At 66.4% G+C, this 20,452-nt stretch carries 17 protein-coding genes and 3 pseudogenes; 6 read left to right on the top strand and 14 right to left on the bottom strand.

Going from position 1 to position 20,452, the window contains the following annotated elements; genetic code table 11:
- Positions 1–402 precede the first annotated feature (402 nt).
- A complete protein-coding gene (locus PSm6_RS17985; protein ID WP_265167890.1) occupies positions 403–1,002 on the bottom strand; it encodes an FMN-dependent NADH-azoreductase in 600 nt (199 codons plus the stop codon).
- A 170-nt stretch (positions 1,003–1,172) separates the two neighbouring features.
- A complete protein-coding gene (locus PSm6_RS17980; RefSeq protein WP_031286869.1) occupies positions 1,173–1,487 on the bottom strand; it encodes a hypothetical protein in 315 nt (104 codons plus the stop codon).
- 104 nt (positions 1,488–1,591) lie between these two features.
- On the opposite strand from PSm6_RS17980, the pseudogene PSm6_RS17975 reads away from it, so the two are divergent.
- The 5 genes and pseudogenes from PSm6_RS17975 to PSm6_RS17955 form a co-directional block, all read left to right on the top strand.
- Positions 1,592–2,518 (top strand): annotated as a pseudogene (locus PSm6_RS17975) (LysR family transcriptional regulator); the annotation flags it as partial.
- A gap of 12 nt (positions 2,519–2,530) precedes the next feature.
- Complete coding sequence (locus tag PSm6_RS17970; RefSeq protein WP_021216942.1) at positions 2,531–3,331, top strand: alpha/beta fold hydrolase; 801 nt, start codon at positions 2,531–2,533, stop codon at positions 3,329–3,331.
- 2 nt (positions 3,332–3,333) lie between these two features.
- Complete coding sequence (locus PSm6_RS17965) at positions 3,334–3,888, top strand: peptidylprolyl isomerase (RefSeq protein WP_043244407.1); 555 nt, start codon at positions 3,334–3,336, stop codon at positions 3,886–3,888.
- A gap of 53 nt (positions 3,889–3,941) precedes the next feature.
- Positions 3,942–5,771, top strand: a complete 1,830-nt coding sequence (locus PSm6_RS17960; protein WP_265167889.1) for an ABC transporter ATP-binding protein — start codon at positions 3,942–3,944, stop codon at positions 5,769–5,771.
- A gap of 362 nt (positions 5,772–6,133) precedes the next feature.
- The gene (locus tag PSm6_RS17955) at positions 6,134–6,397 is read left to right on the top strand and encodes a DUF2790 domain-containing protein (protein ID WP_021219278.1); all 264 of its coding nucleotides are present in this window, start codon (positions 6,134–6,136) and stop codon (positions 6,395–6,397) included.
- 20 nt (positions 6,398–6,417) lie between these two features.
- On the opposite strand, the gene PSm6_RS17950 is transcribed toward PSm6_RS17955, so the two are convergent.
- The 6 genes and pseudogenes from PSm6_RS17950 to PSm6_RS17925 form a co-directional block, all read right to left on the bottom strand.
- Positions 6,418–7,551 (bottom strand): GNAT family N-acetyltransferase, encoded by a 1,134-nt coding sequence (locus PSm6_RS17950; RefSeq protein ID WP_021219277.1) that lies wholly within the window; start codon positions 7,549–7,551, stop codon positions 6,418–6,420.
- A 330-nt stretch (positions 7,552–7,881) separates the two neighbouring features.
- A complete protein-coding gene (locus PSm6_RS17945) occupies positions 7,882–9,213 on the bottom strand; it encodes an OprO/OprP family phosphate-selective porin (RefSeq protein WP_021219276.1) in 1,332 nt (443 codons plus the stop codon).
- Positions 9,214–9,483: 270 nt separating this feature from the next.
- Positions 9,484–9,717, bottom strand: coding sequence for an anti-sigma factor family protein (locus tag PSm6_RS17940; RefSeq protein WP_043244410.1), 234 nt, complete (start codon positions 9,715–9,717; stop codon positions 9,484–9,486).
- Positions 9,711–10,321 (bottom strand): annotated as a pseudogene (locus tag PSm6_RS17935) (RNA polymerase sigma factor). Before PSm6_RS17935 ends, PSm6_RS17940 begins: the two are co-directional and overlap by 7 nt.
- Positions 10,321–11,442 (bottom strand): beta-ketoacyl-ACP synthase III, encoded by a 1,122-nt coding sequence (locus PSm6_RS17930; protein ID WP_021219273.1) that lies wholly within the window; start codon positions 11,440–11,442, stop codon positions 10,321–10,323. The pseudogene PSm6_RS17935 and the gene PSm6_RS17930 overlap by 1 nt, the downstream one beginning before the upstream one ends.
- Positions 11,443–11,958: 516 nt before the next feature.
- Positions 11,959–12,390 (bottom strand): HIT family protein, encoded by a 432-nt coding sequence (locus PSm6_RS17925; protein ID WP_184490771.1) that lies wholly within the window; start codon positions 12,388–12,390, stop codon positions 11,959–11,961.
- Between the two features lie 144 nt (positions 12,391–12,534).
- Between PSm6_RS17925 and PSm6_RS17920 the strand changes: the two genes are divergently transcribed.
- Positions 12,535–13,335, top strand: coding sequence for a class I SAM-dependent methyltransferase (locus PSm6_RS17920; protein WP_265167888.1), 801 nt, complete (start codon positions 12,535–12,537; stop codon positions 13,333–13,335).
- A 70-nt stretch (positions 13,336–13,405) separates the two neighbouring features.
- Here the strand turns inward: PSm6_RS17920 and PSm6_RS17915 are convergent, their stop codons facing one another.
- The 6 genes and pseudogenes from PSm6_RS17915 to hrpA all read right to left on the bottom strand — a co-directional run bounded on the left by PSm6_RS17915 (position 13,406) and on the right by hrpA (position 20,361).
- Positions 13,406–13,705, bottom strand: a complete 300-nt coding sequence (locus tag PSm6_RS17915; RefSeq protein ID WP_043244413.1) for a HigA family addiction module antitoxin — start codon at positions 13,703–13,705, stop codon at positions 13,406–13,408.
- Between the two features lie 9 nt (positions 13,706–13,714).
- Positions 13,715–13,992: pseudogene (locus tag PSm6_RS17910) on the bottom strand (type II toxin-antitoxin system RelE/ParE family toxin).
- A gap of 266 nt (positions 13,993–14,258) precedes the next feature.
- A complete protein-coding gene (locus tag PSm6_RS17905; RefSeq protein ID WP_265167887.1) occupies positions 14,259–15,299 on the bottom strand; it encodes an AAA family ATPase in 1,041 nt (346 codons plus the stop codon).
- Between the two features lies 1 nt (position 15,300).
- Positions 15,301–15,891, bottom strand: a complete 591-nt coding sequence (gene pnuC, locus PSm6_RS17900) for a nicotinamide riboside transporter PnuC (protein WP_263403219.1) — start codon at positions 15,889–15,891, stop codon at positions 15,301–15,303.
- A gap of 30 nt (positions 15,892–15,921) precedes the next feature.
- On the bottom strand, positions 15,922–16,458 hold the full coding sequence (locus PSm6_RS17895) for a DUF3087 domain-containing protein (RefSeq protein ID WP_021219268.1): 537 nt from the start codon (positions 16,456–16,458) through the stop codon (positions 15,922–15,924).
- Positions 16,459–16,461: 3 nt separating this feature from the next.
- Entirely contained in the window at positions 16,462–20,361 is a 3,900-nt protein-coding gene (hrpA, locus tag PSm6_RS17890; RefSeq protein ID WP_043244417.1) for an ATP-dependent RNA helicase HrpA, read from the bottom strand.
- Positions 20,362–20,452: the final 91 nt, after the last annotated feature.

Genomic DNA, 20,452 nt, shown 5'->3' with positions numbered 1-20,452 from the left:
GCCCTTCCGACGAGAGCCCGTAAGGCACGCCAAGACCAGTGCGCACTCCAATCCACAGCCAAACGAAAGCCCGTAGGATGGGTAGAGCTCCGCGAAACCCATGCTGCCAGGTCCGCCCCAACTCCTGACCGGAAAAGAGCGGTGGGCTGAAGCCCACGCCCCCCTACACCCGCCCAGCCCCCCGTGGATGAGTCGGGCGGCGTTCCGCGAGTTCCGCGAAACCCATGCTGCCAAACCCGAGCCCATGCTGAAGCTCAGCCTGCAAAAGCATCGCGAATGAATTCGCTCCTACAGCTTCGCGAGCAGAGCTCGCTCCTACGGGAAGCGAGCGCCCATAAAAAAGCCCGGCCATGGGGCCGGGCAAGGGATGAGCACAAAGGAGTGGAGCGAAGCGGTGTGGCGTCAGGCGACCTTGGCCACCTGGGCCTTGGCCTGGGCGATGCCCTTTTCCTGGGACTCGGCGCCCATGTTCATGCCCTCGGCATGGATGAACGACACATCGTGGATGCCGATGAAGCCCAGGGCCTGGCGCAGATAGGGCTCCTGATGGTCGAACGGGCCGCCGGCGTATACGCCGCCACGGGCGGTCAGCACGTAGGCGCGCTTGCCGGTGAGCAGGCCCTGGGGACCGGTCTCGGTGTACTTGAAGGTGACGCCGGCCCGCAGCACATGGTCCAGCCAGGCCTTCAGGGTGCTGGGGATGGCGAAGTTGTACATGGGCGCGGCCAGTACCAGCACGTCGGCGGCCAGCAGTTCCTCGGTCAGCAGGTTGGAGCGCTGCAGGGCGGCCTGTTCGGTTTCGCTGTGCTGGTCGGCGGGCTTCATCCAGCCACCCAGCAGGTCGGCATCCAGGTGCGGCACCTGCTCCACGGCCAGGTCGCGGACCTTGACCTGGTCGGCTGGGTGCGCGGCCTGCCACTGGGCGATGAAGGCCTGGGTCAGGTCGCGGGACACGGAACCCTGCTGGCGGGCGCTGCTTTCGATCACGAGGACGTTGGACATGTTTGCTGCTCCATCGATAAGTGGGGTGGGATTCGATGGAGCGCAGGTTATCCAGACACAATTCGATAAAAAAGTGAATTAATCCGCTACTAACAATCGACAAAATTGATTTATAAGGAAGCCCTCACTAGGCTGGAGCCCAGTGCTGACTTCTCTATGGGATATTTCGCTCAGGCAGGCTTACAGGTGAGGCCAATGCGCAAGCGGATGATGCTGCGGTTGAACTTGGCGGTGAGGTAGACGCTCTTGCCGCCGTCGATCACCGCGCGGCGGATCTTCGGCGTCTCCGGTCCGTTGACGAAGCGCACCGTGCACTCGGCGCGGGCCTCGCCCAGGTTGTAGACGTTGATCGAGCCCATGTTGTGATCGATATCGTCGGTCGTATAGGAGATCTCGCTGCCGTTGTACTGCTTCTCCACCTCGATGGGGTAGGCGAAGGCGGCGACGGGCAGGCAGGCCAGGACGGCACAGAGCATTCTTTTCATTGGGGGTCTCCAGCGCGGGACCGCCAGCTTACACAGAGCGTCAGGCGAGGTCATCGGCACAGCCGCATGTTTCCTGACCGATACACAAGAAGAAGGAGCAAGGCATGAAAGCGCCCCGGGTAACACTGGATCAGTGGCGGACCCTGCAAGCGGTGGTCGACCATGGCGGCTTCGCCCAGGCGGCGGAAGCCACCCACCGTTCGCAATCCTCGGTCAGCTACACCGTGGCCCGCATGCAGGAACAACTGGGCGTGCCGCTGCTGCGCATCGACGGGCGCAAGGCCGTGCTCACCGAAGCCGGCGAAGTGCTGCTGCGGCGCTCGCGGCAACTGGTGAAATCCGCCAGCCAGCTGGAAGAGCTCGCCCACCACATGGAGCAGGGCTGGGAGGCCGAGGTGCGCCTGGTGGTCGACGCCGCCTACCCCACCGCGCGCCTGCTGCGTGCCCTGGCCGCCTTCATGCCGCAGAGCCGCGGCTGCCGCGTGCGCCTGCGCGAGGAGGTGCTCTCCGGCGTGGAGGAAGTGCTGCTCGAAGGCACCGCCGACCTGGCCATCACCGGCCTCAACATCCCCGGCTACCTCGGCACCGAACTGTGCAACGTCGAGTTCGTCGCCGTCGCCCACCCCGACCACCCGCTGCACCGCCTGCAGCGCGACGTCACCTTCCATGACCTGGAAACCCAGCTGCAGGTGGTGATCCGCGACTCCGGCCGCACCCAGCCCCGCGATGTCGGCTGGCTCGGCGCCGAGCAGCGCTGGACGGTGGGCAGCCTGGCCACCGCCGCCAACTTCGTCAGCAACGGCCTGGGCTTCGCCTGGCTGCCGCGCCACATCATCGAGCGCGAACTCAAGGACGGCCTGCTCAAGCCGCTGCCCATGGACCAGGGCGCCACCCGCCACCCCGGGTTCTTCCTCTATGCCAACAAGGAAAAGGCCCTCGGCCCGGCCTCGCAGATACTCGTCGAGCTGATCAAGACCTTCGACTCGGCGCCGCTCAACGCGCCCTTCGCCGCCCCCTGCCCAACGCCTGAGGGAGAGACGACCATGTCCTGGTTCGATAACGACGACTGTCAGCTGCACTACGAGGAATACGGCCACGGCGCGCCCCTGCTGCTGGTGCATGGCCTCGGCTCCAGCACCCGCGACTGGGAATACCAGATACCGGTGCTGGCCGCGCACTACCGGGTGATCGCCCTCGACGTGCGCGGCCACGGCCGCTCCGACAAGCCCGAGGGCCCCTACGCCATCGCCGACTTCGCCGATGACGTCGCCGCCCTCATCGAACACCTGCAACTGCCGCCGGTGCACCTGGTGGGCATCAGCATGGGCGGGATGATCGGCTTCCAGCTCGGCGTCGACCGCCCCGACCTGCTGCAGAGCCTGACCATCGTCAACAGCGGGCCCGAGGTGAAGCCCCGCAGCCCGCGCGAATACTGGGAAGTGGCGCGGCGCTGGACGCTTTCGCGGCTGATGAGCCTGGACACCATCGCCAAGGCCCTGGCGCGGCTGCTGTTCCCCCGCCCGGAACAGGCCGAGCTGCGGCGCAAGGTGGAGGAGCGCTGGCCACAGAACGACAAGCGCGCCTATCTCGCCTCCCTCGACGCCATCATCGGCTGGGGCGTGCGGGAACGCCTCGGCCGCATCACCTGTCCTACGCTGGTGATCACGGCCGATCGCGACTACACGCCGGTCGCGCAGAAGGAAGCCTACGTAAGGGAAATGCCCAACGCGCGCCTGGTGGTCATCGAAGACTCCCGCCACGCCACGCCCCTGGATCAACCACAACGCTTCAACGCCACCCTCCTCGGCTTCCTCGAAGAAGTCGCGGCCCACAAGGACCAATGACAATGCTGAAGAAAATCGCCCTCGCGGCCTGCGCCCTGATGTTCACTGCCAACCTCATGGCGGCCGACAAGCCCCATGTGCTGATCAACACCACGGCCGGCGAGATCGAGCTGGAGCTGGACGACGCCAAGGCGCCGATCACCGTGAAGAACTTCCTCGACTACGTGGACGCCGGCTTCTACGACGGCACCGTGTTCCACCGGGTGATCCCCGGCTTCATGATCCAGGGCGGCGGCATGGACGCCGCCATGGATGAGAAGAGCACCCGTCCCGCGATCAAGAACGAAGCCGACAACGGCCTGCACAACGTGCGCGGCACCATCGCCATGGCGCGCACCCAGGCCACCGACTCGGCCACCAGCCAGTTCTTCATCAACCACCGCGACAACCCGGCCCTGGACCACGGTGCCCGTGGCTTCGGCTACGCCGTGTTCGGCAAGGTGGTACGCGGCCTCGACGTGGTCGACCAGATCGCCAACGTGCCCACCGGTAACCGTGGCATGCACCAGAACGTACCGCTGAAACCGGTGGTGATCGTCTCCGCCAAGCGGCTCTGAACCACGGCGGCCCGTCACCCTGGCGGGCCGCTCCCCCGACAAGGACCCGAAGGATGTTTCGCCGTTTCGAACACCTGATCGACACCTTCAAACCCGCTCCCGACACCACGCCACCACGCACCGTGGTGAAGTTCTACCTCCACTACCTGCGCCAGGTCTGGGGGGTGTTCGCGATCCTCCTGCTGGTGGGCCTGGTGGTCGCCCTGATCGACGTCGCCCTCTACAGCTTCCTCGGCCGCATCATCGACCTGGCCCAGCACAGCGCGGCCGACACCTTCTTCGCCGACCACGCCAACGAGCTGATCTGGATGCTGGTGGTGGCGCTGATCCTGCGGCCGATCTTCAACGGCCTGCACGACCTTCTGGTGCACCAGAGCATCAACCCCAGCCTGACCAACCTGATCCGCTGGCAGAACCACCGCTACGTGCTCAAGCAGAGCCTGTCGTTCTACCAGAACGACTTCGCCGGGCGCATCGCCCAGCGCATCATGCAGACCAGCAACTCCCTGCGTGATTCGGCGGTGCAGGCGGTGGACGCCATCTGGCACGTGCTGATCTACGCCGTCAGCGCCCTGGTGCTGTTCGCCGAGGCCGACTGGCGCCTGATGATCCCGCTGCTGCTGTGGATCGCCGGCTACATCGCTGCACTCTGGTACTTCGTGCCCCGGGTCAAGCTGCGCTCGGTGGCCGCCTCGGACTCGCGCTCGCGGCTGATGGGGCGCATCGTCGACGGCTACACCAACATCACCACCCTCAAGCTGTTCGCCCACACCAGCCTGGAAGAGCAGTACGCCCGCGAAGCCCTGAGCGAGCAGGTGCACCGCGTGCAGCAGACCAACCGCATGGTCACCGGCATGGACGTGGTCATCACCACCCTCTCCAGCGTGCTGATCGTCGGCACCACCGGCTTCGCCCTGTGGCTGTGGACCCAGGACATCATCACTGTCGGCGCCATCGCCCTGGCCACCAGCCTGGTCATCCGCATCAACAACATGTCCGGCTGGATCATGTGGGTGGTCAGCGGCATCTTCGAGAACATCGGCCAGGTGCAGGACGGCATGCAGACCATCGCCCAGCCCCGCGACGTGCAGGACCACGACGACGCCAAGCCCCTGCAGGTGCCCCGTGGCGAGGTGCGCTTCGAGCACATCGGCTTCCACTACGGCAAGGGCCGCACGGTGTTCGAAGGGCTCGACCTGGAGGTACGCCCCGGCGAAAAGATCGGCCTGGTCGGCCCCTCCGGCGCCGGCAAATCCACCCTGGTCAACCTGCTGCTGCGCCTCTACGACCTGGACAGCGGGCGCATCCTGGTGGACGGCCAGGACATCGCCCGGATCACCCAGGAAAGCCTGCGCGAGCAGGTCGGCATGGTCACCCAGGACACCTCCCTGCTGCACCGTTCGATCCGCGACAACCTGCTCTACGGCAAGCCCGGCGCCACTGACGAGGAACTCTGGGAAGCGGTGCGCAAGGCCCGCGCGGCGGAGTTCATCCCCTACCTCTCCGACGCCCAGGGCCGCACCGGCTTCGACGCCCATGTCGGCGAGCGCGGCGTGAAGCTCTCCGGCGGCCAGCGCCAGCGCATCGCCATCGCCCGCGTGCTGCTCAAGGACGCGCCGATCCTGATCCTCGACGAAGCCACCTCGGCCCTCGACTCGGAAGTGGAAGCGGCGATCCAGGAAAGCCTGGAAACCCTCATGCAGGGCAAGACGGTGATCGCCATCGCCCACCGCCTCTCCACCATCGCCCGCATGGACCGCCTGGTGGTGCTCGACCAGGGCCGCGTGGTGGAAAGCGGCAGCCACACCGAACTCCTCGCCCAGCGCGGCCTCTACGCCCGCCTCTGGCACCACCAGACCGGCGGCTTCGTCGGGGTCGACTAAACGCAGCCCGAGCACTGACCCGACCTCCGCACGGTGGAGGTAAAGAGCGACCTCCACCCTACGTCACGAGCGACCCCGAGGCGGCGCACACGTAGGGTGGATGCCGCTTCACCCATCCACCAGCGGTGATGAACGGGGCCGCGATGGCCACCCCAAACACGCTGCCCCCCGTGGGTTTCGCCACGACGAACCCACTATCGATACCGATGATCTCGACTACAACAACCATCAATTTCCGCGATGAAAACGGCGGTGGTCATATAGGCCCCGTACAAAGCAGCAACCCAAACCCGTAGCAGGAAGCCATCGCGCACCGGGTTTCAGTTGAAGCTTTCCAACCGCCCAATCGAGGAAAGATCAGCATGAAAATCGCAGCCGCCGTTACCGCCGTCCTCTCCAGCCTGGCCCCCGCCGTCTTCGCCGCCGAAAGCCGCGAGCCGGGCGCTGAACTGACCGCCGTTGAGTACCACTACGGCATGAACGTGGACGTGCAGAAAGTCATCTACCGCACCGACAACACCAGCAAATCCGGCGTCGTGCCCGTGGTGCTGGTCTACGAAGACAGCAAGGGTGAAGTGCACAAGATGAAGTTCCTCGAATGGGGCGGCAGCGTCAGCAACAGCTGATCCCCATCGACGACCGGGGCTCACTCCCCCGACTTGCGATACGGCAGCATGCCCCGCGCCTCTTCGGCATAACGGAGGATCGCGGGGCGCTCCTGCTCCAGGAAGCCCGCCACCGCCTCGCGCAGGCCGGGGTGCAGAAGGTAATGCCAGGAGCGGGTAATCACCGGCTCGAAGCCACGGATCAGCTTGTGCTCGCCCTGGGCGCCGGCGTCGAAGCGCGGCAACCCGGCGGCGATGGCCATGTCGATGCCCTGGTAGAAGCAGGTCTCGAAATGCAGCCGGTCGAACTCCGCCAGGCAGCCCCAGTAACGCCCGTACAGCGACCCCGAATCCATCAACGAGAAGGCCATGGCCACCGGCCGCGCGCCCTGCTTCGCCAGCACCACGCGAATGGCCTGGGGCATGCGTTCGGCCAGCAGGCTGAAGAACACCCGAGTCAGGTACGGCGCCTGGCCGCGCACCTCATAGGTGTTGGCGTAGCAGGCGTAGACGAAATCCCATTCCGCCTCGCTCAGCTCATTCCCTTCGCGCCACTCGAACGCGATCCCCTGCCCCGCCACCTGCTCGCGTTCCTTGCGCACCTGCTTGCGCTTGCGCGAAGAGAAGGCGTCGAGGAAATCCTGGAAGTCGCGATAGCCGCGGTTGTGCCAGTGGTACTGGCAGCCCAGGCGCTCCAGCCACTGCTCGCGGCCTTGCAGGCGGGCATCGGCGAAGGCGTCGGTGAAGTTGATGTGCAGCCCGGACAGCCCCGCCACCTCCAGCTCAGGAACCAGCGCGTCGATCAGCTGCGCCGCAGCCGCCTCGTCATGGCCCAGCAGGCGTGCACCCCGCACCGGCGAGAAGGGCACAGCGGCGAGCAGCTTGGGGTAGTAGTCGATGCCGGCGCGCTGGCAGGCATCGGCCCAGCCCCAGTCGAACACGTACTCGCCATAGGAATGCGCCTTCACATAGGCCGGCATGGCCGCGAGCAGTTCGCCGCCCGCACCGCGCAACAGGCGATGGGCCGGCCACCAGCCGCTGCGCCCACCGATGCTGCCGCTGTCCTCCAGGGTGGCGAGGAAGGCATGGCGCAGGAAGGGTTGGTCGTCCTTCAGCAGGGCATCCCAGCTGGCGGCATCGACTTCGGAAAGGCGGGAAAGGGTCTGGATCGGCATGGCGACAAGTCTGGCCTGCGGCGCCGGCGAAAAAAAGCCTGTCGCAGAGAATTCATCGACGATGTTCTTTCGCGGTTGAATCCACTCCCACAAGAACATGCGCACCCACCGTGGGAGCGGATTCATCCGCGATGAGCCCAGAGGGCTCCGCCGTAGGTTGGCGCCGAGCGCAGCGAGGCCCAACGGAGCGGGGCTGGACCTCGCATCGTTGGGTTTCGTGCCTCTACCCAGCCTGCGACCCCTTGCCCCCTCCCGGACATCGCGAAAAACACGCCCATAAAAAAGCCCCGCCGAAGCGGGGCTCAAGAAGGAGCGGATGAACGGTATGGCTTAGAACACGTACTGAGCGCGGACCACGAAGCCGTCGCCGCTGTCATCACCCACACGGTTGGTGAAGTGGTCGGTCTTGGCCTTGGTGTACATGCCGCTGATTTTCACCGCTTCGTTGGCGTACCAGTTCACACCGATGTTGTGGACCTTGGCTTCGGTGTCTTCGGCATCACGCAGGAAGGTCTGGTTGGCAGCGGCCAGCACGGCAACGTCGTTGTCAGCCGAGATGCTGTCGTAGCGGTAGTAGATTTCCCAGGCGCCGGTCTGCTTGTTGGCAGGCTTGATGGCGTCGAACTTGCCCATTTTGTAGCCACGCGCTTCACCGGTCAGGGTGTAGGCGGCCTGGACGTAGAAGCCATCGGCTTCCAGGTCGGACTGGGCGCCAGCGGAGTCGGTCTCGCGCTTCATCCACTCACCCTGGATGGAGAACGGGCCAGAGGCGAAAGCAGCTTCCAGGCCGAAGGCGGTGTCGTCATCCCAGAAGGACGTGGCGGAGTTGGTACCGGCCAATACAGCGCGGTTGCCCAGGTTGCCGGAAGCGTTACCACCGTTGGTGTCCACGCCACGCATGCCCAGACGGGAGCGGTAGCGAACGTCGGCACCGGCTACGTCGTCCAGTTTGCGCTGGGCGAAGTTCACACCGAAGTGCAGCACGTTGCCGGCTTCGGCCATCGGGGCGAATACGCCACGGGCGTTGAACTGCTTGACGCTGTCGCCTTCGTCGTCGTTGGCGTCTTTGCTGGTCAGGCTGGTGGAGACGTAAGCGTAGTTGCTGATCAGAGCCTGGACCTGAACACCGAGGCCGTCCTGGTGGGTGTTCGCCCAGTCGATCACTTCGTTCATGGCGTTACGCTCGAGAGCGGTCACCCACTTGGAGCTGGTGGCTTTCTCCAGGCCGAAGTCGGGGTCGAAACGACCGACGCGGATGGTGATCGGGTTGAAGCCGGTGTAGCTGATCGAGGCTTCGTCGAAGTTACCGCTGTTGGCAGCACCGCTGCTGTTGCCGGAGTTCTCGGAGAAGTCATAGGCAACGGCGTAAGCCCAGTCGGTGTAGGCGATGCCGGAGAGTTCCAGGTAGGCGCGGCGGAAGTAGGCAGCGTCACCGGTGTCGCCGTTGCGGGTGTACAGGCCATCGAAGCGACCGTAGTCGGCTTGCAGGCGGCCACCCAGCTTGAAGGCGAAGGATTTGTCGGTGGTAGCGACTTCAAGGCCGCCCTTGGTCTTGATAACGATGTCGGTGCCGTCGGTGGTGACGGTACCAGCGAAAGCCTGGGCGGAAATGGCCAGAGCCATGGCGCTGGCGGCAAAACCGGCGAAGTGCTTACGGATCATCGAAGATTCCCCTGTTGGTCTTTAGTGCTGGAAAACACCCGAGCGTTGGGCTCGTTTGTGCTGGGGGGGAATGTTGGCGGGGGGTTATTTCAGCTCAGTTGCTTTTAGATAAATGTTTTATGACAAAGGAACTTTTTCATCGCCATTGGGAATATAGGAAAAACCGCTCTAGGACGGGCTTTGCGGGCAAGCGAAGCGGCAAGTTGTCGCAGAGGGGTGCGCCGCCGAATATGACAACACGACTGAAATATTACGGCGCGATGACCTGGCTCAGGGGGCTTCCTGGCGTGCCCGGGCGAGCCGTTCGGCCAGTTTTTCATCGCCTTCCGGGCCCGCTTCGGGCAATTGCCTGAGCACTTCACGGGTGAGGTTCAGCTGGGCGAGGAAGCACCGGCAATGGGGGCAGATCAGCAGGTGCTGGCGCACGCCCAGTCGCTGCACGAAACCCAGTTGGCCGTCGATGTAGTCGCTGGATCGGGCGACCAGCTCCCGGCAGTTCAGCATTGGCCCGTCTCCTCGAAATGCTCCAGGGTGGCGAACAGCTTGAGGCGCCCACGGTGCAACAGCACCCGGACATTGGAGAGGGAAACCTCCAGCAGGTTACAGATCTCCTGCAATTCCAGGCCCTGGCGCTCGCGCAGCAGCAACACGCTGCGCTGCAGGTCGGACAGGCTCAGCAGGGTCTTCTCCAGGCACTCGCGCAGCTCCTCCTCGGCCAGCAGGGCCTCGGGGGAATCCTCGTGCCAGGTGGCGGGGCCGGCCAACCAGTGGCCGTTGGCGGCGAAGCGCGTGTCATCCACTGTGCCGTGGGGCGCGGGCAGGTCGTCGAGCAGGACTTCGCGGCGGCTCTGCTTGAGGCGGGTGCGGGCGGTGTTGGCGACTATGGTCAGCAGCCAGGTCTTGAGGCTGGAGCGCTGCTGGAAACCGTCCAGGCTGCGCACCACGGCGAGCCAGGCGTCCTGCACCACTTCGTCGGCATGGGGGCTGCCGACGATGGCGAAGGCCACGGCGCGCATGGCGCCCTGGTAGGTATCGATGAGTTCGCGGAAGGCCCGCTGCTCCCCGCCCGCAGGCGGGGCAGCAGCTCGCTGTCCGCAGGGGCGGCCATCAGTGCTTGCGCAGGATCACGCTGCCGATGGAGTAGCCGGCGCCGAAGGAGCTGAGCACGCCCAGGGAACCGCTGGGCAGGTCGTCCTGGTACGTGTGGAAGGCGATCACCGAACCGGCGGAGCTGGTGTTGGCGTAGGTGTCGAGGATCACCGGCGCCTCTTCGGCCTCGGCGTCACGGCCCAGCAGCTTGCGGGCGATCAGCAGGTTCATGTTGAGGTTGGCCTGGTGCAGCCAGAAGCGCTTCACGTCGGCGACGTCCAGCTCGTTCTCCTGCAGGTGCGCGGCGATCAGCTCGGCGACCATCGGGCAGACGTCGCGGAACACCTTGCGGCCTTCCTGCACGAACAGCTTGTCGCGGGCGCCGATGCCCTCTTCCGCGGCGCGGTTGAGGAAGCCGAAGTTGTTGCGGATGTTGTTGGAGAACTGGGTCAGCAGCTTGGTGCCGACGATGTCGAACTGGTACTTCGAGGTGGCCTGGTCGGCACGCTCGATGATCACCGCGGTGGCCGCGTCGCCGAAGATGAAGTGGCTGTCGCGGTCACGGAAATTCAAATGGCCGGTGCAGATTTCCGGGTTGACCATGAGGATGGCGCGGGCCTGGCCGGTCTGCACGGCGGTGGTCGCCGCCTGGATGCCGAAGGTGGCCGAGGAGCAGGCGACGTTCATGTCGTAGCCGAAGCCCTGGATGCCCAGAGCGGCCTGGACCTCGATGGCCACGGCCGGGTAGGCGCGTTGCAGGTTGGAGCAGGCGACGATCACGCCATCGATGTCGGCGGCGGTGCGGCCGGCGCGTTCCAGGGCCTGCTTGGCGGCACCAACGGCCATTTCGCAGAGCACGCCCCACTCTTCGTTGGAGCGCTCGGGAAGGCGCGGAACCATGCGCTGCGGGTCGAGGATGCCGTCCTTGTCCATCACGAAGCGGCTCTTGATCCCCGACGCCTTCTCGATGAAGGCAACGCTGGATTCGCTCAGCGCCTCGACTTCGCCACGCTCGATGGCAGCGGCGTTCTCGGCGTTGAACGCCTGGACGTAGGCGTTGAACGAGGCCACCAGTTCTTCGTTGGAGATGCTCTGGGACGGGGTGTAAAGGCCGGTGCCACTGATCACGACTTTGTGCACGGTCGATCCTCTCGTTACTGGGCTGTGAGCAGGCACAGCCGGTTGGGCAGTTGGGCGCTGGGCGAAGGCTCGACCAGCATTGGAAAAAGGCTCACCCCGCCTGGCGGGATGGAACAGCGAATCCTTGTTGTAGCGGGCACGCCGGAGGCTTCACGGCGACGGGGCACTGGGGCCCGCTCGCGGGTCGCCGAAGGATAGCAACGGCCTCTCACGCAAGCCGCGAATTCTGCCACAGAGCGGGTCTTTCCGGGGCATCGGCGCCGCTGCGTCAGACCATCGGCCGGCGCATGGAGCGAGTTGGGAAAAGCCCGCTGAAGGTGGCGAAAACGCCTCGATATGTAGGATTAAGCCTACAAACGAGTCCTTCAATGTTGTTATAGATGCTCGGCGCCGCAGCCAGGACACAGGCGGACGACCGGGAAAATCGGCTTATGTGCGGCTAAAAAGGCCGAATCATCGGCTGATAACGCGCAAATGACCGGTTTCGAGGCCGGTCGTCGCGGCACACCCCGGACTTCAGAGGCGCTTGAGCAAGCGCGCCTGCAGCGCTTCCAGCTCGGCCGGATCGGCCTTCTTGCTGGCATGGATGCCCAGGGACTCGCCCTCGAAACGGGGAACGATGTGCATGTGGATATGGAACACCGTCTGCCCCGCCGGGGCGCCGTTGAACTGCGCCACCTGCACGCCGGCCGGCTCCAGCTCCTCCACCAGCACGCGGGCCAGGCGCTGCACCACGGCCATGACCTTGGCCAGGGCGTCGCCGTCGATATCGAGGATATTGCGCGCCGCCGAACGCTTGGGGATCACCAGGGTGTGGCCGTAGGACTGCGGGAAGATATCGAGGAAGGCGAGCACGTCGTCGTCTTCATAGAGCGTGTAGCAAGGGGCCTCGCCACGAATGATCTGGGCGAAGACGTTCTGCGGATCGTAGGTGCCGTGAAGGCTCATCGTGGCGCTCCATTTGCCGTTTGCTGACCGCGCACCTTAACGCCCGGGGCCGCCGGGTTGAACCCCCGCTGCACGTTTCCGGTTTTCAAACCGGCCACGACACTTCACCCTTGTGCCCTCGACCACCCCCGCAAGGAACGCCCCATGACCCGCCAGAAGCCCGCACTGGACATCCTCGAACACAACAGCACCGCCTGGGACCGCCAGGCCCGGCAGCACTGCGAATGGTCGCGCCCCGTGGACACCGCCACCATCGCCGCCGCCCGCGCGGGCGATTGGCAGGTGCGCCTCACCCCCGGCCCATTGCCCGCTGGCTGGCTCCCCGAGGTGCGTGGGCTGCGCATCCTCTGCCTGGCGTCGGGCGGTGGCCAGCAGGCCCCGGTGCTGGCCGCCGCCGGTGCCGAGGTGCTGGTGCTGGACGCCTCCGCCGAGCAGCTCGCCCGCGACCGCGAGGTGGCCGAGCGCGACGGCCTGCAGCTGGAGACCTTGCAGGGCGACATGCGCGACCTCTCGGCCCTGGCCGACGCGCGCTTCGACTGCGTGTTCCACCCCATCTCCAACCTCTACGTGCCGGATATCCGCCCGGTCTGGCGCGAGTGCTTCCGTGTGCTGCGCCCCGGTGGCCGGTTGCTGTCGAGCTTCTACAACCCGGTGGTGTTCGTCGCCGACCGTGACCCGCGCCATGCCGAACAGGGCCTGATCAAGCCGCGCTTCACCCTGCCCTACTCCGACCTCGACGACCTGAGCCCGGAGGAACTGGCGGCCAAGCGCGAGCGCGGCGAAGCACTGGTGTTCGGCCACAGCCTGGCGGAGCAGATCGGCGGCCAGCTGGAAGCCGGCTTCGTGCTGCGCGGCTTCCACGAAGACGCCCAGCCCAACCCGCGTTTCGTGATCGATAGATACCTGCCGACCTTTCTCGCCACCTGGGCAGAGAAGCTCGGTTAGGGAAGGCGCATCCGCTCCGACGCCCCACCTCCTCACCGTCGGGCCACACTGCGCTCGGCGCCAACCTACATCAGGCAACCCTGGGCGTGATGCCAGCCTCGATCTCCGCACCGTGGTCCAGCTCGGCCACACGCAGATCGAAGGCAGCCTGCAGGTTGAGCCACGACTGCGCCTCGCCACCGAAATAGCGAGCCAAGCGCAATGCGGTGTCAGCGGAAACGGCGCGGCGCTCCTTGACGATCTCGTGCAGGCGGGTAGCCGGAACGCGCAAGGCATTGGCCAGCGCGTTGACGCTCATACCCAGCGGCTCGAGGAATTCCTCGCGGAGGATTTCACCGGGGTGGATGGGACGCATGCCGTTCTTGGCCATTTCAGAACCTCAGTGGTAATCGACTATCTCGACGTCATGGCAATGACCCTGCTCGAAGCGGAAGCACAGCCGCCACTGGTCGTTGATGCGGATGCTGTACTGCCCGGCACGCCCGCCCTCAGGGCCTCCAGGCGGTTTCCCGGCGGCGAGCGCAGGAACTCAATGGACAGCGCTGATTCAAGCATCTGCAACTTGCGCTCGGCCTGCTGGCGGATCGCCGCAAAGCGTGGCGGGCAGTAGCCTTGGTAGAGCAGATGCGTGTGCTTGCATGCGAAGGACTTGATCATGCCGACCAAAATATTACGCGACGCGTAATACGCAAGACGGAATAGTCTTCGATCTCTACGAGAAAGGGAAGCACTGCATGTCGGCAGCAACTCGGCAGGGCATGGCTCACCGTAGGTTGGGTAGAGGAACGAAACCCAACATCGCGATGCCCGGCTCCGCTGCGTTGGGCCTCGCTGCGCTCGGCGCCAACCTACGGGCCGTGCATCGTCGTCGCATCGATCGCGGATGAATCCGCTCCCACAGGAGCCGCCCCGTAGCCCGGGCTTCAGCCCGGGGAGGCGTCGCGCAGATGGGCCAGCACCTGCTGCACCCGCGCGTCCAGCGGGCCGGTGAGCACCTGGTAGGGCCAGCCGCGGCGCTGCAGCTCGGCCTGGTACCAGGCCTGCTGCCGGCGGCGGAAGGTTTCGTCCTGGCGGGTGCCGTCCTGCACGAAGGGGAAGTCGTCGGCGCAGAGGAAGCTGTGGGTGTAGGGGCGGTCGGCCAGGGTGGCGAGTTCGGCTTCGGCGCGGCCGAACATCGCGTGGCTGTAGAACAGGGTGGTCAGCGCCGAGGTGTCGCAGACCAGGTAGCGCGCGGCCTCAAACGCCGCCCGGTCTTCCCGCGCCATCTGCGTACGGCCGATGTGCAGCAGGTCGTCGTACTCCAGGGCGCCGTCCTTCGCCACCCAGTGCTCGCGGCCGAACTCGGCCACGCAGGGGGCGTCGAGTGCTTCGGCCAGGGCGATGGCGAGGCTGCTCTTGCCGGTGGATTCACCACCGAGGAAGACGATGCGCTCGACGAAGTCGGCGTGCACCTCGGGGGCGAGGAAGCCGCGCAGCCCATGGGGATCGGCGCGCAGCCGGGTGCCGGAGACGGGCACGGCAAGGCGCTGCTGGTCGACACAGACGTGCCGCACCGGGTGGCCGAAGACGTCTGCCAGGTGCTCGGCGAACCCGTCGCCGTAGCTTTCGCTGGTGAACACCGCATCCACCGTGGTGCCGAACACCGCCTGGCAGAACTCGGCGACGAACTGGCGCGGCTCGAACTCGGGGGCGTCGTTGTGGGGCAGGTCGGGCAGGCTCTTGCCCTGCTCGCGCCAGGCCTGGATGCGTGCCGGGGTGACGACTTCCGCCTGCACCCCGGGAAAGCGCAGGCGCAACCAGCGTTCGCGGCGCTCGGCATCGCAACCCGGCAGTTCCGGCAGCGACCAGCACAGCAGCAGCAGGCGCTGGCATTGCCCCAGGGCGGTGCGGATCACCTGCTCGTGGCCCAGGTGCAGCGGCGAGAACTTGCCCACCACCAGGCCGGTGCGGAAGGTCGCGCTCACCTCAGGCGGGCTCCTGCCCGGCCAGGGGCGTGGCGGCTTCGCGCAACTCGCGGCGCCAGCAGTACAGGCCGTACCAGGCATTGCACCAGAATAGGGTGTAGAGCCCGGCGGTGAGGTACAGCTCGCGGGAGGCGTAGAGCGGCACCGCCAGGGTGTTCACCAGCAGCCAGGCGTACCAGTTCTCCAGGCGCCGGCGCATCAGCAGCAGCTGCGCCAGCACGCTGAAGGTCAGCACCAGGGAATCCACCAGCGGCGCGTAGGCGTCGGTGAAGTGGTGCAGCAGCGCGCCATAGGCCAGCGCCACCACCACGGCCAAAGCCGCCATCCGCAACAGGCTGGCCGGCGCGGTGCGGCTCACCGGCAGCTGGGTGCCGGCGTTGCCGTGCAGCCAGGCCCACCAGCCCATGGCGCTGGTGATGATGAAGAAGCCTTGCAGGGTGACGTCGGCATAGAGCTGCGCGCCGAAGAACAGCCAGCCGAACAGCAGGCAGCCGAGGATGCCGGTGGACCAGGTGTGCACGCTGTTGCGCGCGGCCAGCAGCACGGCGATCAGGTTGACCAGGTCGGCGACGAGTTCGAGGGTGGAGGGCATGGGGGCGTCCTTGTCCGGTACTGCCTGGGCTCAGCCGAAGCGCTTGACCGCGTCCAGCCAGGCCGGGTCGAGGTGGGTCTGTTCGGTATCCAGCCCCTGGGCCGTCATCGCTTCGCGGTGCGCATCGATCTCGTGGACCATCTGGCTGAGGTCGGAGGTGTTGCCGTCCAGCTGGTGCATCTGGGTCACGCCCAGGTGGTAGAAGCGCAGCAGCTTCATCGCCGCCGGGTCGTTCACGGCGACCCCCGCCTTGACCCGGTGCATCAGGTTGGTGACGCGCATCAGGCTGCGCTTGAGCCGCCAGCCATACACCGCCGGCGCCATGAAGGGGCGCGGCCACAGTTGCAGGCGCACCAGCGCCAGGGTGATCGCCACCCCGGCCAGCACACCGATCAGGTTCCAGCGGAAGTTATCGCCACCCGGCGTGCCGAACAGCTGCACGCTGAGGGTGGCCATGAGCATGGCCAGGGCGATGAACAGCACGGCGATGCCGATGGCGATGCGCCGGGTCTTCTCGCGGTATTGCTCGGGGTTCATGGGGCGGATGTCGAACAGCGCATCACTCATCGATCAAGCCTCTACCTGGGTCCACTGCTTATTCAGTCGTTTATCGGAAACCGCCATCTTGGTGCCCAACTGCTGGGCGAAGAGGGACACGCGGTACTCCTCCAGCATCCAGCGGAAGGTTTGCAGCTCGGGGTCGCGCTTACCCTCCTGGGCGTGCTTGGCCAGGCGTGCCTGGTACTGCTCCCAGTAGCCGGCCAGCTCGCCGGACCAGACGCGGTCGCGCTGCAGCTGGGCGCCGATCTTGTCGAAGCGCTGCTCGATGGCCTTGAGGTAGCGCGGCAGCTCCTTCAGCCATTCGCCCGGGGTTTCGCGGACGAAACCGGGGTACACCAGGTTGCCCAGCTGCGCCTTGATGTCGTTCAGCGCCACCGCCTGGGCCAGGTCGATGCGCCCCTTGAAGCGCTTCTGCAGGCCGTGCCACAGCTTGAGGATGTCCAGCACCAGGCGCGCCAGGCGCTCGGCATGTTCGGCCCAGGCGCCGCGCTTCTTCTCCGCCAGCGAGGCCAGTGCCGCGCCATCGCGGGGCAGGTTGGTTTCGCCTTCGAGGATGCAGCTGTCGAGGCTGGCCAGGAGGATGTCCTCCACCAGCGCATCGACCCGGCCCATATCGCGGTAAAGCAGGCCCAGCTCGGTGAGGCCCGGCAGCTTGCCACGGAGGAACTTGGCCGGCTCGGCCAGCTGTTGCAGGAGCAGACGCTGCAGGGCGCGGCGGTGCTGGTACTCGGCTTCGGCCTGGGTTGGGAAGCGGTGTTCCTTGACCACCCCGCCCTCCTCCACCAGCGCCGGGTAGACGGTCATGGAGAGCCCGGCGATCTTCTGCTGGGTCTTCTCGGCGACCTCGGCGAACACCTTGGCTTCCACCGCCTTCTGCGCCTTGTCGCCCTGAGGGATGGCCAGGGCGGCCTGGCTGGCTTCGGCGAAGCGCGCGGTCAGCTCGGCCAGGTCGCGGCCCTCGCCGAGGAACTTGCCCCGGGCGTCGACCACCTCGATGTTCATCTTCAGGTGCCCTTCCAGCAGCGCGGCGGCTTCAGTCCAGGCCTCCTCGGGCACCCGCGAGCCGGTCATGCGTTGCAGCTCGCGGCCCAGCGCTTCGGGCAGCGAACCCTCGGCGAAGACCAGCTTGGCCAGCGCAGCCTTGACGAAGTCCGGCACCGGCACGAAGTTCTTGCGGATGGCCTTGGGCAGGTTGCGCACCAGGGCCACGCACTTGGCTTCCAGCAACCCGGGCACCAGCCAGTCCAGGCGCTCGGCCTGGAGTTGTGGCAGCAGCGGCGCTGGCACCCGCAGGGTCACGCCGTCACGGGCATGGCCGGGCTCGAAGTGGTAGTCCAGGGACAGCTGCAGGTCGCCGATGCGCAGGGTGTCGGGATACTGCGCGGCGGTGACTTCGTTGGCCTCGCGGGCCAGCACGTCCTCCTCGCGCATGATCAGCAGCTCGGGGCTCTTCGCCCGCTCGCGCTCGTACCATTTCTCGAAGCTGGCGGTCTGGTAGATGTCCTCCGGCAGGCGCGCGGCGTAGTAGTCGAAGAGGGTTTCCTCGTCGGCCAGGATGTCGCGACGCCGGGCCTTGGCCTCCAGCTCGTCGAGGCGTTCCAGCAACTGGCGGTTGGCGGCCAGGCACTTGGCGCGGCTGTGGATTTCGCCACGCACCAGGCCCTCGCGGATGAACAGCTCGCGGGCCACCGGTGGGTCGATGGGCCCGTAATGCACCGGGCGCCGGCCGACCACGATCAGCCCGTAGAGGCTGACCTGCTCGTAGGCCACGACCTGGCCACGCTTCTTCTCCCAGTGCGGCTCCAGGTGGTTCTTCTTCACCAGGTGGCCGGCCAGGGGCTCCAGCCAGTCGGGGTCGATCTTGGCGACCATGCGCGCGAACAGCTTGGTGGTCTCCACCAGTTCGGCGGCCATGATCCATTGCGGCCGCTTCTTGGCGATCACGGTCGAGGGGTGGATCCAGAAACGCCGCTGGCGGGCGCCGAGGTAGTCGCCGTCCTCGCTCTTCTGGCCGATCTGGCTGAGCAGGCCGGAGAGCAGCGCCTTGTGCACGCGCGGGTAGTCCGCCGGCTCCTTGTTGAGGGTCAGCTTGAGCTCGCGGCAGATCAGCGTCAGCTGACGGTGGGCGTCACGCCACTCGCGCAGGCGCATGTAGTTGAGGAAGTTCTTGCGGCACCAGTTGCGCAGCGCGTTGGAGCCCAGCGCCTGGCGCTGTTCCTCGAAGCCGCGCCAGAGATTGACCAGCGCGGCGAAGTCGGAATCCACGTCCTTCCATTGCGCGTGGGCCTGGTCGGCGGCCTGCTGGCGCTCCATCGGCCGTTCGCGCGGGTCCTGCACCGAGAGCGCGCTGGTGATCAGCAGCACTTCGTCGAGGCTGCCCTGGTGGGCGCCTTCCAGCACCATGCGGCCCAGGCGCGGGTCCACCGGCAGGCGCGCCAGCTGGCGGCCCAGGGGCGTGAGCTGGCCCTCGCGGTTCACCGCCGAGAGTTCCTGCAGCAGGGTGAAGCCGTCGCTCACCGCCTTGCCATCCGGCGGCTCGATGAAGGGGAAGTCGCTGATTTCGCCAAGGCGCAGGTGGAGCATCTGCAGGATCACCGCCGCCAGGTTGGTACGCAGGATCTCCGGGTCGGTGAACTCAGGGCGGCCGAGGAAATCCTCCTCGCTGTAGAGGCGCACGCAGATGCCCGGCTCGACACGGCCGCAACGGCCCTTGCGCTGGTTGGCGCTGGCCTGGGACACGGCCTCGATGGGCAGGCGCTGCACCTTGGCGCGGTAGCTGTAGCGGCTGATGCGCGCGGTGCCGCTGTCGATCACGTAGCGGATACCGGGCACCGTCAGCGAGGTTTCGGCAACGTTGGTGGCGAGCACGATCTTGCGGCCGGCCATGGGCGCGAAGATCTTCTGCTGCTCGGCCGGGGTCAGGCGCGCATAGAGCGGCAGCACCTCGGTCAGGCGCAGGTTGGCCTTGCGCAGCACCTCGGCGGCATCGCGGATCTCGCGCTCGCCGGGAAGGAACACCAGCACATCACCCGGGCGCTTGCCCTCGGCGCGCTCGAAGTCGCCGATCTCTTCCAGGGCGCGGAGGATGCCCTGGTCCACCGACAGGTCGTCGAACAGCGCTTCGCCGTTCTCGTCCACCTCGGCGGCCAGGGGCCGGTACCAGGTGTCCACCGGGTAGGTGCGGCCGGAGACTTCGACTATGGGTGCGTCACCGAAATGTTTGGAGAAGCGCTCCAGGTCGATGGTCGCCGAGGTGATGATCAGCTTCAGGTCCGGGCGCCGTGGCAGCAGCGTTTTCAGGTAGCCCAGGAGGAAGTCGATGTTCAGGCTCCGCTCGTGGGCCTCGTCGACGATGATGGTGTCGTAGCGCTCGAGCAGGCGGTCATGCTGGGTTTCGGCCAGGAGGATGCCGTCGGTCATCAACTTGACCAGGCTGCGCTCGTTGGACTGGTCCTCGAAGCGCACCTGGTAGCCCACCAGCTCGCCCAGGGGCGTGCCGATCTCCTCGGCCACGCGGGTCGCCACGCTGCGCGCGGCCAGCCGGCGCGGCTGGGTGTGGCCGATCAGGCCGTGGGTGCCACGCCCCATCTCCAGGCAGATCTTCGGCAACTGGGTGGTCTTGCCCGAACCGGTTTCGCCGGCGATCACCAGGACCTGGTGTTTCTCCAGCGCGGCCTTGATCTCGTCACGCTTGGCGGCGATGGGCAGGGCATCGTCGTAGCGCATGCGCGGCACGCTGCTGCGGCGCGCCTCGACCTTGGCGCAGGACGCCTGGAAGCGCTCCAGCCACTGGGCGAACTTGGCCTCGTCCGGCTTCTTGTGCAGCTCGTGGAGCTGGCGACGCAGGCGATGGCGGTCGGCGATCAGGGCGTGATCGAGGTTCTTGTGCAGGGAGGCGATGTCGGTCATCAGGCGCTGGGCAATCGTGGCAAAGGCGCGATTGTCGCAGATTCCGCCCCCACACCGCATCGGCAAGCGCCCCGCGCGCCGACGGCTCGGC

The organism is Pseudomonas solani (genome assembly GCF_026072635.1).
Classification (GTDB): domain Bacteria; phylum Pseudomonadota; class Gammaproteobacteria; order Pseudomonadales; family Pseudomonadaceae; genus Metapseudomonas; species Metapseudomonas solani.
Note: the sequence above shows the minus strand (reverse complement) of the source record. Positions and strands in the feature narration are given on the sequence as shown.

What these genes read in the sequence shown, in the direction of transcription:
- PSm6_RS17985 (WP_265167890.1), bottom strand. Translation starts at nt 1,002, where the DNA reads ATGTCCAACGTCCTCGTGATCGAAAGCAGCGCCCGCCAGCAGGGTTCC.
- PSm6_RS17980 (WP_031286869.1), bottom strand. Translation starts at nt 1,487, where the DNA reads ATGAAAAGAATGCTCTGTGCCGTCCTGGCCTGCCTGCCCGTCGCCGCC.
- PSm6_RS17970 (WP_021216942.1), top strand. Translation starts at nt 2,531, where the DNA reads ATGTCCTGGTTCGATAACGACGACTGTCAGCTGCACTACGAGGAATAC.
- PSm6_RS17965 (WP_043244407.1), top strand. Translation starts at nt 3,334, where the DNA reads ATGCTGAAGAAAATCGCCCTCGCGGCCTGCGCCCTGATGTTCACTGCC.
- PSm6_RS17960 (WP_265167889.1), top strand. Translation starts at nt 3,942, where the DNA reads ATGTTTCGCCGTTTCGAACACCTGATCGACACCTTCAAACCCGCTCCC.
- PSm6_RS17955 (WP_021219278.1), top strand. Translation starts at nt 6,134, where the DNA reads ATGAAAATCGCAGCCGCCGTTACCGCCGTCCTCTCCAGCCTGGCCCCC.
- PSm6_RS17950 (WP_021219277.1), bottom strand. Translation starts at nt 7,551, where the DNA reads ATGCCGATCCAGACCCTTTCCCGCCTTTCCGAAGTCGATGCCGCCAGC.
- PSm6_RS17945 (WP_021219276.1), bottom strand. Translation starts at nt 9,213, where the DNA reads ATGATCCGTAAGCACTTCGCCGGTTTTGCCGCCAGCGCCATGGCTCTG.
- PSm6_RS17940 (WP_043244410.1), bottom strand. Translation starts at nt 9,717, where the DNA reads ATGCTGAACTGCCGGGAGCTGGTCGCCCGATCCAGCGACTACATCGAC.
- PSm6_RS17925 (WP_184490771.1), bottom strand. Translation starts at nt 12,390, where the DNA reads ATGAGCCTTCACGGCACCTACGATCCGCAGAACGTCTTCGCCCAGATC.
- PSm6_RS17920 (WP_265167888.1), top strand. Translation starts at nt 12,535, where the DNA reads ATGACCCGCCAGAAGCCCGCACTGGACATCCTCGAACACAACAGCACC.
- PSm6_RS17915 (WP_043244413.1), bottom strand. Translation starts at nt 13,705, where the DNA reads ATGGCCAAGAACGGCATGCGTCCCATCCACCCCGGTGAAATCCTCCGC.
- pnuC (WP_263403219.1), bottom strand. Translation starts at nt 15,891, where the DNA reads ATGCCCTCCACCCTCGAACTCGTCGCCGACCTGGTCAACCTGATCGCC.
- PSm6_RS17895 (WP_021219268.1), bottom strand. Translation starts at nt 16,458, where the DNA reads ATGAGTGATGCGCTGTTCGACATCCGCCCCATGAACCCCGAGCAATAC.
- hrpA (WP_043244417.1), bottom strand. Translation starts at nt 20,361, where the DNA reads ATGACCGACATCGCCTCCCTGCACAAGAACCTCGATCACGCCCTGATC.